Below are 14,923 nucleotides of genomic sequence, written 5' to 3' on the forward strand. Positions count from 1 at the left end.
AGCCGTCGCTTGCGTGCAGGCTCGCATGAGCGCCGGACTGGCCGTGGCGCACGCTGTATTACCGCCTTTCAGGCTCGGCGCAACGTTCGCCGGGCGGGAGTGTATCGCACTGCCAGGCCGGATTCGTCAAATTGGCGCACGCCGGGCGTCGCGACGCCAGCGCGTGCGCCAAAGAGGCGCCTGTCGCCGAAGTATTGCGGCGCATCCTTAGCCGAGCCTTAGTTTCCGCTCATTCCTCGATCAGCAGTGCGGCGGCCACGCGCCGGCCTTCGGACATCAATATGTTGTAGGTGCGGCAGGCAGCGCCGATATCCATCGTTTCCACGCCAATACGATGCTTGGTCAACGCCGCCGTGAGCCGCGGATGCGGAAAGCGCAATCTGGAACCGCTGCCGAAGATGACCACTTCGGGCGCGGCTTTCACGAGTTCCTCGAAATGCTCGGGCGCGAGCGCGTCGAACGATGCCACCGGCCATTTGACGACGGGCACCTCGGGCATGACGATCACGCTGCCCTCATGGCGTTCGAGATTGATTGCGACGAAGTCGTCTCCGTAGCTCGTGATGGTGTTGAGCGCGCCGCTGGAGTCTTGATGAAGTTTCAAAACGATGGTCCGGCAAGGAAAGGAGTAAAACCCGGCATCCGCCGAACGCGGCTGAAAAAAGCGCGAGAAGGCGGCGGAAAACGCACCAAAAGGCGCTTCGCGCCAGTGTTTGGTGCATTGCGGAACCGGGCCATAATCAGTAAATTATAACTTTCCAGCCGCGCGGACCGCTCGTGCGGCCCCCGTTGCGCTCGCGTGCCGCCACAAGCCGCCTTCGACACGCAATCCGTAGCGTTACGCCTGCGCCCCTATCCGGCGCGGTGTTCCTCGCCCAGGGTTCGAAATCCCGAGAAGCGGCGGCAGTCCAGTAACATGCCGTAGTCTGCCGCAGCTCGTCGCCATCCCGCGTCACTTCGTGTCATCCCGCTTCGCGTGCGCGTTCCGGAAGCGGACACGAACCGCCGGAGCATCGACCGAGGCACCTGCTGCATCGAAACGCCGAAACGACAGAACGCCAGAACGAATCCTTAAAAACGAATCCACCAGACAGCCCAAACACAAGAGCCGCGCCCGTGAAACCGATTCTCAAATCCAACAAGCTGCAAAACGTCTGCTACGACATTCGCGGGCCCGTGCTCGAACACGCGAAGCGTCTCGAAGAAGAAGGGCATCGCATCATCAAGCTCAATATCGGCAATCTGGCGCCGTTCGGTTTCGAAGCGCCGGACGAAATCATTCAGGACATGATCCGCAATCTGCCGGGTTCGTCGGGCTATTCGGATTCGAAGGGCGTATTCGCCGCGCGCAAGGCGATCATGCATTACACGCAGCAAAAGGGCGTGACGGGCGTGACGCTCGACGACATTTTCATCGGCAACGGCGCGTCGGAACTCATCGTCATGGCCATGCAGGCGCTTCTGAACGATGGCGACGAGGTGTTGCTGCCCGCGCCCGACTATCCGCTCTGGACGGCCGCGGTAAGTCTTTCGGCCGGCACGCCGCGTCACTACATGTGCGACGAAGGCAATGGCTGGATGCCCGATCTCGACGACATCCGCTCGAAGATCACCGCCAACACCAAGGCGCTCGTCGTCATCAACCCGAACAATCCGACGGGCGCGCTGTATTCGGACGAACTGCTGCTCGAACTGATCGACATTGCGCGCGAACACGGCCTGATCATTTTCGCGGACGAGGTCTACGACAAGATCGTCTACGACGGCATGACGCACACGTCCATGGCCGCGCTTTCCGAGGACGTGCTCACCGTCACGTTCAACAGTCTCTCGAAGAGCTACCGTTCGTGCGGTTATCGCGCGGGCTGGATGGCCGTGTCGGGCCTCATCGAGGAAAATCGCCGTCGCGCGAAAGACTATCTTGAAGGTCTGGGCATTCTCGCGTCCATGCGCTTGTGCCCGAACGTGCCCGGCCAATACGCCATCCAGACGGCGCTCGGCGGTTATCAGAGCATCAACGACCTGATCGTGCCGGGCGGGCGGCTGTTCAAACAGCGCGAGCTCGCCTATGACATGCTCACGGCCATTCCCGGCGTCACGTGCGTGAAACCGCAGGCCGCGCTGTATATGTTCCCGAAGCTCGATCCCAAGATGTACCCGATCGAAAACGATCAGCAATTCATCACCGACCTGCTGCTCGAAGAACGCGTGCTGCTCGTGCAAGGCACGGGCTTCAACTGGCCGACGCCGGATCACTTCCGCGTGGTCTTCCTGCCGAACCTCGACGATCTGGCCGACTCGATCAACCGCATCGCGCGCTTTCTCGACGGCTATCGCAAACGTCACTCCGCTTAACTTTTCTTAGAAGACTCACGCTGTATGGAACCGATCAAAGTAGGACTGTTGGGCTTCGGCACGGTTGGCAGCGGCACCTTCACGGTGCTGCGCCGCAATCAGGAAGAAATCAGGCGCCGCGCGGGACGAGGTATCGAGATCACGCGCATTGCCGTGCGTACACCGTCGAAGGTGCAAGCGGCAGCGGACGTGGCGGTCACCGACGACTTCCTCGCCGTCGTCGACGACCCGGCGATATCCATCGTTTGCGAAATGATCGGCGGCACGGGATTCGCGCGCGAATTGGTGCTGCGCGCCATCGCCAACGGCAAGCACGTGGTCACGGCGAACAAGGCACTGCTCGCGGTGCACGGCACGGAGATTTTCGAAGCCGCGCACGCAAAGGGCGTGATGGTTGCGTTCGAAGCAGCGGTGGCGGGCGGCATTCCAATCATCAAGGCGCTTCGCGAGGGCCTGAGCGCGAACCGTATCGAATATATCGCGGGCATCATCAACGGCACGACGAACTACATTCTTTCGGAGATGCGTGACCGCGGGCTCGACTTCGCGACCGCGTTGAAGGGCGCGCAAGATCTGGGTTACGCGGAGGCCGATCCCACTTTCGACATCGAAGGCGTCGACGCCGCGCACAAGGTCACGATCATGAGCGCGATCGCGTTCGGCGTGCCGGTGCAGTTCGACCGCGCGTACGTGGAAGGCATCAGCAAGCTCGCGGCCATCGACATTCGTTACGCGGAGGATCTCGGCTATCGCATCAAGCTGCTCGGCATCGCGCGGCGCACGGAGAAGGGCATCGAGTTGCGCACGCACCCCACGCTGGTGCCGGCCAAGCGTCTGCTCGCCAACGTCGAAGGCGCGATGAACGCGGTCGTCGTGCATGGCGATGCGGTCGGCACGACGCTCTACTACGGCAAGGGCGCGGGCGCGGAGCCGACGGCGTCGGCCGTGGTCGCCGATCTCGTGGATGTCACGCGTCTGCATACGGCCGACCCGGAGCATCGCGTGCCGCATCTGGCCTTCCAGCCGGGCAGTCTGGCAAACACGCCCATCCTGCCAATCGACGAAGTGACGAGCGGCTATTACTTGCGTTTGCGTGTCGCCGACGTGACGGGCGTGCTTGCCAACATCACGCGCATTCTCGCGGACAAGGGCATCTCCATCGACGCGTTGCTGCAGAAGGAATCGGAAGACGTCGGCGGCGAGCACAAGGGCGAGACGGACATCATCCTCATCACGCACGAGACGGTGGAAAAGAACGCGAACGCGGCGATCGCCCAGATCGAAGCGCTCTCCACGGTCGTCTCCAAGGTGACGAAACTGCGCATGGCAACGCTGAATTAAGCACAGGAACGCGACATGAACTACATCTCGACGCGCGGCGCCGGCTCGAACGAGCGCCACACGTTCTCGGACATCTTGCTCGGCGGTCTCGCAAAGGACGGCGGTCTGTATTTGCCGGCGGAATATCCGCGCGTATCGGCCGATGAGCTCGCGCGCTGGCGCACGCTGTCGTATGCGGATCTCGCCTTCGAAGTGCTGTCGAAATTCAGCGATGACATTCCCGCCGACGACCTGCGTTCGCTTACGCGCAAGACTTACGTCGCGCAGGTCTACAGCAACGTGCGCCACGAAGAAAGCGCCGCGCAGATCACGCCGCTGAAGACGCTCGGCGTGGAGGACGGCACGCCGCTGTCGTTGCTCGAACTCTCGAACGGTCCGACGCTCGCCTTCAAAGACATGGCAATGCAACTACTCGGCAATCTCTTCGAGTACGCATTGGAAAAGCACGGCGAAACGCTCAACATTCTCGGTGCAACGTCGGGCGATACCGGCAGCGCCGCCGAATATGCCATGCGCGGCAAGACCGGCGTGCGCGTGTTCATGCTCTCGCCGCATAAAAAGATGAGTGCGTTTCAGACGGCGCAGATGTTCTCGCTGCAAGACCCGAACATCTTCAACCTCGCGGTCGAAGGCAATTTCGACCATTGCCAGGACATCGTGAAGGCCGTATCGAACGATCACGCCTACAAGGCGAAGCACAAGATCGGCACGGTCAATTCGATCAACTGGGCGCGCGTGGTCGCGCAAGTCGTGTACTACTTCAAGGGCTATTTTGCCGCGACGAAGAGCAACGACGAGCGCGTGTCGTTCACGGTGCCGTCGGGCAACTTCGGCAACGTCTGCGCGGGGCATATCGCGCGCATGATGGGTCTGCCGATCGATCAGCTCGTGGTCGCCACCAACGAAAACGACGTGCTCGACGAGTTCTTCCGCACGGGCATCTATCGCGTGCGCGGCGCGGACGAGACGTATCACACGACCAGCCCGAGCATGGATATTTCGAAGGCGTCGAACTTCGAGCGTTTTGTGTACGACCTGCTCGGCCGCGACCCGGCGCGCGTGCTGCAACTGTTCCGGGACGTCGACGAGAAGGGCGGCTTCGATCTCGCGGCGAGCGGCGACTTTGCGCAGGTGAAGCAATTCGGCTTCGTGTCGGGCAAGAGCGATCACGACGACCGCGTGAATACCATTCGCGATGTGTTCGAGCGTTACGGCACGATGATCGACACGCACACCGCCGACGGCGTGAAGGTTGCGCGCGAGAACCTCAAACCCGGCGTGCCGATGATCGTGCTCGAGACCGCGCAGCCGATCAAATTCGGCGAGACCATCCGCGAGGCGTTGAACCGTGAGCCGGAGCGTCCCGTCGCGTTCGTGGGACTTGAAAAACTGCCACAAAGGTTCGATATCGTTCCTGCGGATGCAGCCGTGGTGAAGGCGTTTATCGCTGAACGGACTTGAAGCGCATCCGCCGCGCGCGGATCGAGAGCGACTGAGCGTGGGGCGCGGCCGGTTCGGCCGGCGCCCCGATGTTTTTTGATCCGCGTAATCTGCCGGAATGCCAAGGCTCATGCCGCTCCCAGCCAGAATCGCCACCAAAATCTGCTAAAATCATAGGTTTTTCGCCGTACATCATTCAAAGGACGCGCCGTGCTGTCTACCGCCAATATCACCATGCAATTCGGGCCCAAGCCCCTCTTCGAGAACATCTCGGTCAAGTTCGGCGAGGGGAACCGCTATGGCTTGATCGGCGCGAACGGCTGCGGCAAGTCGACCTTCATGAAGATCCTGGGCGGCGATCTGGAGCCGAGTTCGGGCAACGTCATGCTCGAGCCGAACGTGCGTCTGGGCAAGCTGCGTCAGGACCAGTTCGCGTATGAAGACATGCGCGTGCTCGATGTGGTCATGATGGGTCACACCGAAATGTGGGCCGCGATGACCGAGCGCGACGCGATCTACGCGAACCCCGACGCCACCGACGACGACTACATGCGCGCCGCCGACCTCGAAGCGAAGTTCGCCGAATACGACGGCTATACGGCCGAAGCGCGCGCGGGCGAATTGTTGCTTGGCATCGGCATCGATATCGCCGATCACAATGGCCCGATGAGCAACGTTGCGCCAGGCTGGAAACTGCGCGTGCTGCTGGCGCAGGCGCTGTTCTCGAAACCGGACGTGCTGTTGCTGGACGAGCCGACCAACAACCTGGACATCAACTCGATCCGTTGGCTGGAAGACGTGCTCAACCAGTACAACTCGACGATGATCATCATCTCGCACGATCGACACTTCCTGAACCAGGTCTGCACGCACATGGCGGACATGGATTACGGCACGCTCAAGCTCTGGCCGGGCAACTACGACGACTACATGCTGGCGAGCACGCAGGCGCGCGAGCGTCAGCAGAACGCGAACGCGAAGGCGAAGGAACGCGTGGCCGACCTGCAGGACTTCGTGCGCCGCTTCTCGGCGAACAAGTCGAAGGCGCGTCAGGCGACCAGCCGTCTCAAGATGATCGACAAGATCAAGATCGAGGAATTCAAGCCGTCGTCGCGGCAGAATCCGTTTATCCGCTTCGAGTTCGAGAAGAAGCTGCACAACATCGCGGTGGTGGCCGAGGGCATCACGAAGAAGTACGACCGCCCGATCTTTCAGAACTTCAGCCTAAGCGTGCAGCCGGGCGAGCGGATCGCCATCATCGGCGAAAACGGCGCGGGCAAGACCACGCTTCTGAAGTCGCTCAGGGGCGCGCTCGACCTGGACGGCGGCCGCGTGAAGTGGGCGGAGAACGCGAACGTCGGCTACATGCCGCAGGACACTTACGAAGAGTTTCCGAAGGACGAGACGCTGACCGACTGGGTCGACCAGTATCGTCAGGAAGGCGATGACGACCAGATGGTGCGCGGCACGCTCGGGCGCCTGCTCTTCAACGCGGACGACATCAAGAAGAACGTCAAGGTGCTGTCGGGCGGCGAGAAGGGCCGCATGATCTGGGGCAAGCTCATGCTCGGCCGCCATAACGTGCTGCTCATGGACGAGCCGACCAACCACATGGACATGGAGTCCATCGAATCGCTGCAGATTGCACTCGACAAGTTCGAAGGCACGCTGATCTTCGTGTCGCATGACCGCGAGTTCGTGAGCGGGCTGGCGAACCGCATCATCGAAGTGAAGACGGATGGCACATTGCGCGACTTCGGTGGGAATTACGAGGACTTCTTGTCGAGTCAGGGCATTCAGTGAAGCCGCAGTCGGCATTGCAAACAAAAGCCGCGCATACAGACGTATGCGCGGCTTTTTCATTGGTTATCGCGCTGGTTTTGTTGTGTCGGGAAACCAGCAACCCCGCATCGGCAGCCCATCCCGGGTTTCGCCATGACTGAGGCGGATGCTGCTCGTCCGGGTCCGCCAAAACCATTTTAGCCGAGCCGGTTCACGTTGGCTTCCTGAACCGCATCGCCGTCCCTTCACGCCTGATCCGCTCCCACACGGCCTGCTTCTCGGCATCGGAAAGAAACACCCAGTTCGACACTTCACCCGCCGTGCGGCCGCAGCCTTTGCAGATGTCGTCGAAAAGCGTGGAGCACACGCCGATGCAGGGACTATCAGGAAGATCGTGGAGATTCGAAGACATGGATTCGTTGATTGCCGCGCGCCATGACCAAAGCCATGACGCACGCATTGAAAGACATTAGCGGGCAATACTGTAGCCTATTCGCGCGATCCAGTGACGACGCTGGTTGTAATCGAGGATATCTTCGCCGTAACCGTTGAAGTAGCTCGCAAACACATAACCGCCCCATGCGCTGCCGATCAGCTTAGCCAGCGGGTAGGTGAGCTGCGAATCCACGCTGCCATACCAGTGCTTCGTGCCCTTGCGCAAGGTCGTTGCGAGCTGCCACCCATCCGGGCTGCCGTATTTGACCAGGAAGTCGGTGTAGCCGCGATAATCCGCGATGTCATGATTCCCGCTTCTCGACAAGTAGTAATAGATCTTTGGCGAGATGGTCAGATGCTCGCCGTTCAGGTCGCCAAAATCCCACGTCGGCCGCACGAACATGATGTTGATCGCGCGCGATTCATCGCCGCTCTTGCCGTTCGATTCATGCCCGATACCCGCCGCCACGCCCATGCGCGTGAACAACGGACTCTTCACGCCCGTGTCTTCCACGTAGTAGAAAAGCTGCGGCTGATAGCTCGTATCGCGAAACGGGACGGACGGCGCGGAGAGGTTCCAGATGGTCGTCTGCGTGTACGCAAAGTAGAGATTGTCGAGGAAGCCGCGCGAGCGCGGGTCGTCCGGCAGATGCAGCCGGTATTTGAAGCTGAACTGGAACTTCGCGAGATTGTCGCCGTTTTCGCCATCGGCGAAGTACATCGGCTCGAAGGTCGAAAGGCGGCCGGACAGCATGGTGTCGATGGTCGTCGTCGGCACGGCCGTCGTGTTCGCGGCGGCGGTGGCGGTGGCCATTTGCGCGGGCGTCGTCGCCTGCGCTTCGCGTTTCTCGGCGGCGACCACCTGCGTCTGCGTATTGCCGCGGTTGAGCGTGACGAGCATGGGTGAAGCATCGAAGCCGACCGGATCGATCTTCATCGTGCCGCGCGCGCTTTCGGGCCACGCAGCCGTAAAGCGCACCCGGCGATACTGCCCAGGCGCGAGGCGCACATGGTCCGGCACCTTCGGATCGCGGGCGAGCGTGAGTGGCGCAGGCGGCAGATCGCCATTGGTGAGATTCACCGTCAGTTGCTTCGGCACATCGATGGAAAGCGGTTTGCTACCGTCATCGGTATAAAGCAGCGTGATTTCGAGCGGCTGCGACGCCGCCGCTTCGCGTGCCGGTTGCAGCACGGAGACAGTGGCATGCGCCGTGCTCGCTGCACTGAGCGTGGCAAGTGCGAACGTCGCGGCGCGAAGACGGCGCCGAGCGCCGGTTTGGGCATGAGCCGCACGAAGGAGTGTCGGCAAAACAAACGAATTTGGACGATGCATCGGGTAGTTTGGCGTTTTGTTGTCGGGGTGTGCGGCAGGGCTGCTGACGCGGCGCGCTGTGCCGAGTCATTGGTTGGGCACTCGCACTATCGCGCTTGCAGGCATTTCTTGCTCAAGCCCGCGAAAGGATTGCCCAGGCGCCGACGCCGATACCAACGCCTTTCGCTCAGACAGAACCCACCATCTGCCACAACAGCGCGCCATTCAGTGCAAGAATCAGTCCTGCACAAGCCCAAGCAAGTGCAAGCGGCACGCGGGCGACGCGCCAGCGCCCCATGAGACCGGCATCGGAAGCGAAGCGCACGAGCGGAATCACTGCCAGCGGTAATTGCAGACTCAGCACGACCTGAGTCGCGACGAGCAGTGTATTCGAACCGTGCTGCCCGAAGCTCGCGACGGCGAAAAGCGCTGGGCCGATGGCAAGCGAACGCGTCAAGAGCGCCCGCGCCCAGCGCGCCATCTTCAGCTGCAGGAAGCCCTCCATCACTGCCTGACCGGCGAGCGTGCCCGTGACCGTCGCGTTCAAGCCGCACGCGAGCAGGGCGGCGGCGAACGCAATGCCCGCCCAGTGGCTTCCCACGAGCGGTGCGATGAGCCGATGCGCGTCCGCGAGATCATCGACATCGAAGTGGCCGCTTGCATGAAACACCGACGCGGCCACCACCAGTAACGACGCATTGACGATAAACGCCAGCCCGAGCGATGCGAACGTATCGATATTCACGCCCTTGAGCGCGCGGCCGATGGTTGCGTCGTCGTGGTGAGGGGCGTGTTCCTTCACCAGCGCCGAGTGCAGATAAAGGTTGTGCGGCATGACGGTCGCGCCCAGCACGCCGGCGGCGAGCCAGAGCATGCCGGCATCGCGCAGAAGCTCGCGCGGGGGCGCGAAGCCACGCAAGGCATCGCTCCAGACGGGATGCGCCAGCGCCAGTTCGACGACGAAACAGAAGCCGACGAAAAGGATCATCGCCGTGATGGCACGCTGGAGCGGCCGCTGCCCACGGCTTTGCAACGCGAGCATGATGAAAGTGCCGACCGCCGAGAACAACACGCCTGCGGTCAGCGAGACGCCGAAGAGCATCTGCAAGGCGACCGCGCTGCCGACGACTTCGGCCACGTCGCACGCGATGATGGCGATTTCGCATGCGAGCCACAGCACGAGCGTCGTGCGGCGGCTATAGCGCTCGCGGCACAACTGCGCGAGATCGCGGCCGGTGACGACGCCCACGCGCGACGCCACCCATTGCAGCAGCATGCCCATGAGACTCGCGAGCAGCACGACGAAGAGCAACTGATAGCCGTAACGCGCGCCACCCGCCAGCGCCGTCGCCCAGTTGCCCGGGTCCATGTAGCCGACCGCGACGAGCGAACCCGCGCCGACGAACGTGTACCAGCGGCCGCGTGGCGCGCGGGGCCGGTCTTGACGATTGCCGGATTGAGGCGGTACGTCGGGCTCGGTAGCCGAAAGCTGCGCAAGCGCGGACGGATTGGTGTTCATGCGGTCGGTTGCCTTGAATAGCGTTGCAACAGCGCTGTCGTGTCACGGCGTCTGAAGCCGCGGCACGAGCGCACGCGTTGCCGGTTGAGAATGCGTGGGGAAAACAACGCACATCCGAATTGACTAGCAACGAGTGTTCCGCTGGCTATTCGTCAGGCAAGGAATTGGGCTCAAACCGTGCCGTCGCGCCGCTCTTGTGTCTTTACGAGCGACGGTCGCACGTGGATGCTTAAGTCCCTTCCATCGATAATGACATTTCGCGATGCTTTCGCGGCGTGGTTCCCTTTGACGAGTGTGGTTTTATCAGGTGTCGCACGGCGTCATTAGACGCTAAAATGCGCGCACTTTCGGTACAGCAGATCGATGAACCGTGGCACGGGCAGGCCTTATGACCAGGCGGCTGCCCTCGACGCACGTGAGATTCGCGCGACAAGCCGGACATTATTTTTGTCGTGCTTCGGTTTAATGGTAGTTTTCGGGTTTTTATGGGGTTCGCGGGCCGTTCCTTGAGAGCCGGGCCCGACACGACGCCGTCGACAGTCGGAACAAGGGAGAAACGAGATGAACGAGAAACTGGCGGCCCCTGTGGCCAAGCTGGCCAAATTCGCGGGCGCGCTGGCGTGCGCGGCGACGCTGTTGCCGCTGATGTCCCTCACGGCATCGGCGAAAGACACGCAGCTCAACGTGTACAACTGGTCGGATTACATCGCCAAGGACACGATCCCCAACTTCACCAAGCAAACCGGCGTCAAGGTGAAGTACGACAACTACGACAGCGACGACACGCTGCAGGCCAAATTGCTGACGGGCAATTCGGGCTATGACATCGTCGTGCCGACGAGCAACTACGCGGGCAAGCAGATCGCGGCAAACATTTTCGCGCCGCTCGACAAGTCCAAGCTGCCGAACCTCAAGTATCTCGATCCCGAACTGATGAAGCTCGTGGAAGGCGCGGACCCCGGCAACAAGTACACGGTGCCCTGGGCGTACGGCACGACCGGCCTCGGCTATAACGTCGACAAGGTAAAGAAAATACTCGGCGCGAACGTCGAACTCAATAACTGGGACATTCTCTTCAAGCCCGAGAACATTTCGAAGCTGAAGGCGTGCGGCGTGTCCGTGCTGGATGCGCCCGACCAGATGTTCGCCGCCGCGCTGCATTACATCGGAAAGGACCCGATGAGCACGAATCCCGCCGATTATCGAGAGGCGCTCGCGATGCTCAAGAAGATTCGCCCGTACATCACGCAATTCAACTCGTCGGGCTATATCAACGACCTGGTCGGCGGCGACGTGTGCTTCACCTACGGCTGGTCGGGCGATGTCGTCATTGCCAAGCATCGCGCCGTGGACGCGAAGAAGGCTTACAAGATCGAGTACTACATTCCGAAGGGCGGCGCGCCGGTGTGGTTCGACGTGATGGCCATTCCGAAGGACGCGAAGAACAAGGACGCCGCGCACGAGTGGATCAACTACATCGAGACGCCGCAGGTGCATGCCGCGATCACGAATGCGGTGTATTACCCGAGCGCGAACCTCGAAGCGCGCAAGTATGTCGACAAGGACGTGGCGAACGATCCGGCTGTCTATCCGCCGCAGGATGTCATCAAGACGCTGTTCCTGCTCAAGCCGTTGCCGCCCGAAATCCAGCGTCTGCAGACGCGCTTGTGGACCGAACTCAAATCCGGCCGCTAGTTCGCAAAAGCGGGTTATGCTCTGAACCGACGAAGCCCCTGGACCTCCGGGGGCTTTGTTCGTGATCGTCGCGTAGCCGGGCAGACGAAGTCATCGATGAAGGACAAGTTGCAGGAGTCGAACAGGCAATCATGAGTGAGCAGTCGAGCGCGTTGAAGGCAGCGCCTAATTCCGGCAGACAAGCGCCGGACAATTTTCCGTCCACCGGACTCGTGTCGGACGACAACTTCGTGCAGGTCGTCGGCGTCGTGAAGAAGTTCGGCGAGACGGTGGCCGTGAGGGGCGTCGACCTGTCGGTTGCGAAGGGCGAACTGTTTGCGCTGCTCGGCAGTTCCGGCTGCGGCAAGTCCACGCTGTTGCGCATGCTCGCCGGGCTCGAGACCGTCACCGAAGGGCAGATTCTGATCGAAGGCGAAGACCTCGCGCAGATGCCGCCGTATCACCGGCCGGTGAACATGATGTTTCAGTCCTACGCGCTCTTTCCGCACATGAGCGTGGAATCGAACGTCGCATTCGGTTTGAAGCAGGAAGGCGTGCGCGGTGGCGAACTCAAGGAGCGCGTGCAAGCCGCGCTCGAACTCGTGCAGATGGGCCAGTATGCGAAGCGCAAGCCGCATCAGTTGTCGGGCGGCCAGCAGCAGCGCGTGGCGCTCGCGCGCAGCCTCGTCAAGCGTCCCAAGCTGCTCTTGCTCGACGAACCCATGTCCGCGCTCGACAAGCAGATTCGCCAGCGCACGCAGATGGAACTCGTCAACATCCTCGATCAGGTGGGCGTCACCTGCATCATGGTCACGCACGATCAGGAAGAGGCGATGACCATGGCCGGGCGCCTCGCCGTGATGAGCGAAGGGCGTATCGTGCAGATCGGCACGCCGCACGAGGTCTACGAGTATCCGAACAGCCGCTTCTCGGCGCAGTTCATCGGTTCGACCAATCTCTTCGACGGCAACGTGGTCGAGGACGAGCCAGACCATATCTTCGTGGAGTCGCCGGAACTGCCGGTCAGGCTCTATGTGAACCACGGCATTACCGGGCCGCTCGGCATGCCGGTGACCATCTCGGTGCGCCCGGAACGTATCGCGCTCATGAGAAAGCCGCCCGAGGGCGCGTTCAACTGGGGCCGCGGGCATGTGACGAATATCGCTTACATGGGCGGCTACACGCTCTATCACGTGACGCTCGAAAGCGGCAAGACGGTAGTCGCGAACGTATCGAGCCTCGCGCTCGGCGAAATCGATTCCCCCACTTTCGACGATGAAGTCTACGTGCGCTGGAGCGCGTCGGCGGGCGTGGTGCTGACGGCATGATGATGAGACTGCTCGACCGCATGGGCGTGAGCGGCCGCACCGCGGTCATCGCCGGGCCGTTCCTGTGGCTGTTGCTGCTATTTTTCGTGCCGTTCCTGCTCGTCGTGAAGATCAGCTTCGCGGACAGCCAGCTCGGCATTCCCCCGTACACGGATATCGTGGCGTTAAAAGAGGGCGTGCTGAATATCGCGCTCGATTTCTCGCACTACGCGTTTCTCGTCACCGACAGCCTGTACTTCGCGACCTACATGAATTCGCTGCTGGTCGCGGCGGTTTCGACCTTGCTGTGCCTCGTGATCGGCTATCCGATGGCGTATTACATCGCGCGGGCGAATCCGGCCTCGCGCAATCTGCTGATGATGGCCGTCATGCTGCCGTTCTGGACGTCGTTCCTGATACGCGTCTACGCGTGGATCGGCATTCTCAAGAACAACGGCTTGCTCAACAACTTCCTGATGTCGATCGGCCTCATCCATTCGCCAATCGAGCTTTATCACACGAATGTCGCGGTTTATATCGGCATGGTGTATTCGTACTTGCCGTTTCTCGTCATGCCGCTTTACGCGCATCTCGTGAAGATGGATCTCACCTTGCTCGAAGCCGCTTACGATCTCGGCGCCAAGCCCTGGAAGGCGTTCCTGCAGATTACCTTGCCGCTGTCGAAGAACGGGATTATCGCCGGATGTCTGCTCGTGTTCATTCCGGCGGTGGGCGAATACGTCATTCCCGAGTTGCTCGGCGGCGCGGATACCTTGATGATCGGCCGCGTCATGTGGAACGAGTTCTTCGATAACGCCGACTGGCCGATGGCATCCTCAGTCACCTGCGCGATGGTGCTCCTCCTGCTCGTGCCGATGGCGCTTTTCCAGCACTTCCAGGCGAAGCAACTGGAGGAGAAACGATGATCAAGCCGAGCCGTCCGCTGCAGATCACCGCGCTCGGAATCGGGTTCGCGTTTCTGTATATCCCCATCCTCAGCCTGATCGTCTATTCGTTCAACGAGTCGCAGCTCGTCACCGTGTGGACGGAGTTTTCGCTGCGCTGGTACAAGGCGCTCTGGTACGACGACGAGCTTATCGCGGCGGCATGGCTGTCGTTGCGCATCGCGTTTCTGACGGCGTGCGCGTCGGTCGTGATCGGCACGTGGGCGGGGTTCGTGCTCGCGCGCATGGGACGCTTTCGCGGCTTCACGCTCTACACGGGCATGATCAACGCGCCGCTCGTGATTCCCGAGGTCATTCAGGGCATCTCGTTGCTGCTGCTTTTCGTGGAGATGGCCAAGCTGATCGGATGGCCGGCGGGGCGCGGGCTCTTCACCATCTGGATCGGCCACGTGATGCTATGCATCTCGTATGTGGCGATCATCGTGGAGTCACGCGTGCGGGAGCTGAATCCGTCGCTGGAAGAGGCCGCGCTCGATCTCGGCGCGACACCGCTGCGCGTGTTCTTCGCGATCACGCTGCCGCTGATATCGCAGGCGCTCGTGGCGGGTTGGCTGCTGTCGTTCACCTTGTCGATTGACGATCTCGTGCTCTCCGCGTTTCTGTCGGGACCGGGATCGACCACGCTGCCACTCGTCGTGTTTTCGCGCGTGCGGCTGGGGCTGAATCCGGAAATGAATGCGCTCGCGACGTTGTTCATCGCGCTGGTGACGGTCGGGGTGATCGCCGCGAATTACTTCATGCAGCGCAATGAGCGCAGAAGGCTGGCCGAGGTGCTGTGAACGCAGGCGCGTTA

The 14,923-nt window shown here is 61.4% G+C and carries 12 protein-coding genes; 8 read left to right on the forward strand and 4 right to left on the reverse strand.

Annotated features, from left to right (window positions below):
- Positions 1-229: 229 nt before the first annotated feature.
- The gene (locus QCE79_RS06250; protein WP_309842733.1) at positions 230-604 is read right to left on the reverse strand and encodes an Mth938-like domain-containing protein; all 375 of its coding nucleotides are present in this window, start codon (positions 602-604) and stop codon (positions 230-232) included.
- Positions 605-1,116: 512 nt separating this feature from the next.
- Between QCE79_RS06250 and QCE79_RS06255 the strand changes: the two genes are divergently transcribed.
- The 4 genes from QCE79_RS06255 to QCE79_RS06270 all read left to right on the forward strand — a co-directional run bounded on the left by QCE79_RS06255 (position 1,117) and on the right by QCE79_RS06270 (position 6,939).
- Positions 1,117-2,355, forward strand: coding sequence for a pyridoxal phosphate-dependent aminotransferase (locus QCE79_RS06255; RefSeq protein WP_244825201.1), 1,239 nt, complete (start codon positions 1,117-1,119; stop codon positions 2,353-2,355).
- Between the two features lie 24 nt (positions 2,356-2,379).
- Complete coding sequence (locus QCE79_RS06260; protein ID WP_244825200.1) at positions 2,380-3,696, forward strand: homoserine dehydrogenase; 1,317 nt, start codon at positions 2,380-2,382, stop codon at positions 3,694-3,696.
- Positions 3,697-3,711: 15 nt separating this feature from the next.
- Positions 3,712-5,157, forward strand: coding sequence for a threonine synthase (gene thrC, locus QCE79_RS06265; RefSeq protein ID WP_309842739.1), 1,446 nt, complete (start codon positions 3,712-3,714; stop codon positions 5,155-5,157).
- A gap of 189 nt (positions 5,158-5,346) precedes the next feature.
- Positions 5,347-6,939 carry an ABC-F family ATPase gene (locus QCE79_RS06270; RefSeq protein ID WP_250464797.1) on the forward strand — a complete coding sequence of 531 codons (1,593 nt, stop codon included), beginning with the start codon at positions 5,347-5,349 and terminating at the stop codon, positions 6,937-6,939.
- Positions 6,940-7,129: 190 nt separating this feature from the next.
- Here the strand turns inward: QCE79_RS06270 and QCE79_RS06275 are convergent, their stop codons facing one another.
- The 3 genes from QCE79_RS06275 to QCE79_RS06285 form a co-directional block, all read right to left on the reverse strand.
- A complete protein-coding gene (locus QCE79_RS06275; RefSeq protein ID WP_244825197.1) occupies positions 7,130-7,330 on the reverse strand; it encodes a DUF1289 domain-containing protein in 201 nt (66 codons plus the stop codon).
- Positions 7,331-7,387: 57 nt separating this feature from the next.
- The gene (locus tag QCE79_RS06280) at positions 7,388-8,686 is read right to left on the reverse strand and encodes a phospholipase A (protein ID WP_370652115.1); all 1,299 of its coding nucleotides are present in this window, start codon (positions 8,684-8,686) and stop codon (positions 7,388-7,390) included.
- Positions 8,687-8,852: 166 nt separating this feature from the next.
- Complete coding sequence (locus QCE79_RS06285; RefSeq protein ID WP_250525836.1) at positions 8,853-10,184, reverse strand: Nramp family divalent metal transporter; 1,332 nt, start codon at positions 10,182-10,184, stop codon at positions 8,853-8,855.
- Between the two features lie 561 nt (positions 10,185-10,745).
- Between QCE79_RS06285 and QCE79_RS06290 the strand changes: the two genes are divergently transcribed.
- The 4 genes from QCE79_RS06290 (at position 10,746) to QCE79_RS06305 (ending at position 14,909) form a co-directional block, all read left to right on the forward strand.
- Positions 10,746-11,879, forward strand: coding sequence for a polyamine ABC transporter substrate-binding protein (locus QCE79_RS06290; RefSeq protein ID WP_250464805.1), 1,134 nt, complete (start codon positions 10,746-10,748; stop codon positions 11,877-11,879).
- Between the two features lie 131 nt (positions 11,880-12,010).
- Positions 12,011-13,186, forward strand: coding sequence for a polyamine ABC transporter ATP-binding protein (locus QCE79_RS06295; RefSeq protein ID WP_309842745.1), 1,176 nt, complete (start codon positions 12,011-12,013; stop codon positions 13,184-13,186).
- Entirely contained in the window at positions 13,183-14,091 is a 909-nt protein-coding gene (locus QCE79_RS06300; RefSeq protein WP_309842748.1) for an ABC transporter permease subunit, read from the forward strand. Before QCE79_RS06295 ends, QCE79_RS06300 begins: the two co-directional genes overlap by 4 nt.
- Positions 14,091-14,909, forward strand: a complete 819-nt coding sequence (locus QCE79_RS06305) for an ABC transporter permease subunit (RefSeq protein WP_244828036.1) — start codon at positions 14,091-14,093, stop codon at positions 14,907-14,909. The genes QCE79_RS06300 and QCE79_RS06305 overlap by 1 nt, the downstream gene beginning before the upstream one ends.
- Positions 14,910-14,923: the final 14 nt, after the last annotated feature.

The sequence above is a fragment of the Caballeronia sp. LZ003 genome, from assembly GCF_031451465.1.
Lineage (GTDB): Bacteria > Pseudomonadota > Gammaproteobacteria > Burkholderiales > Burkholderiaceae > Caballeronia.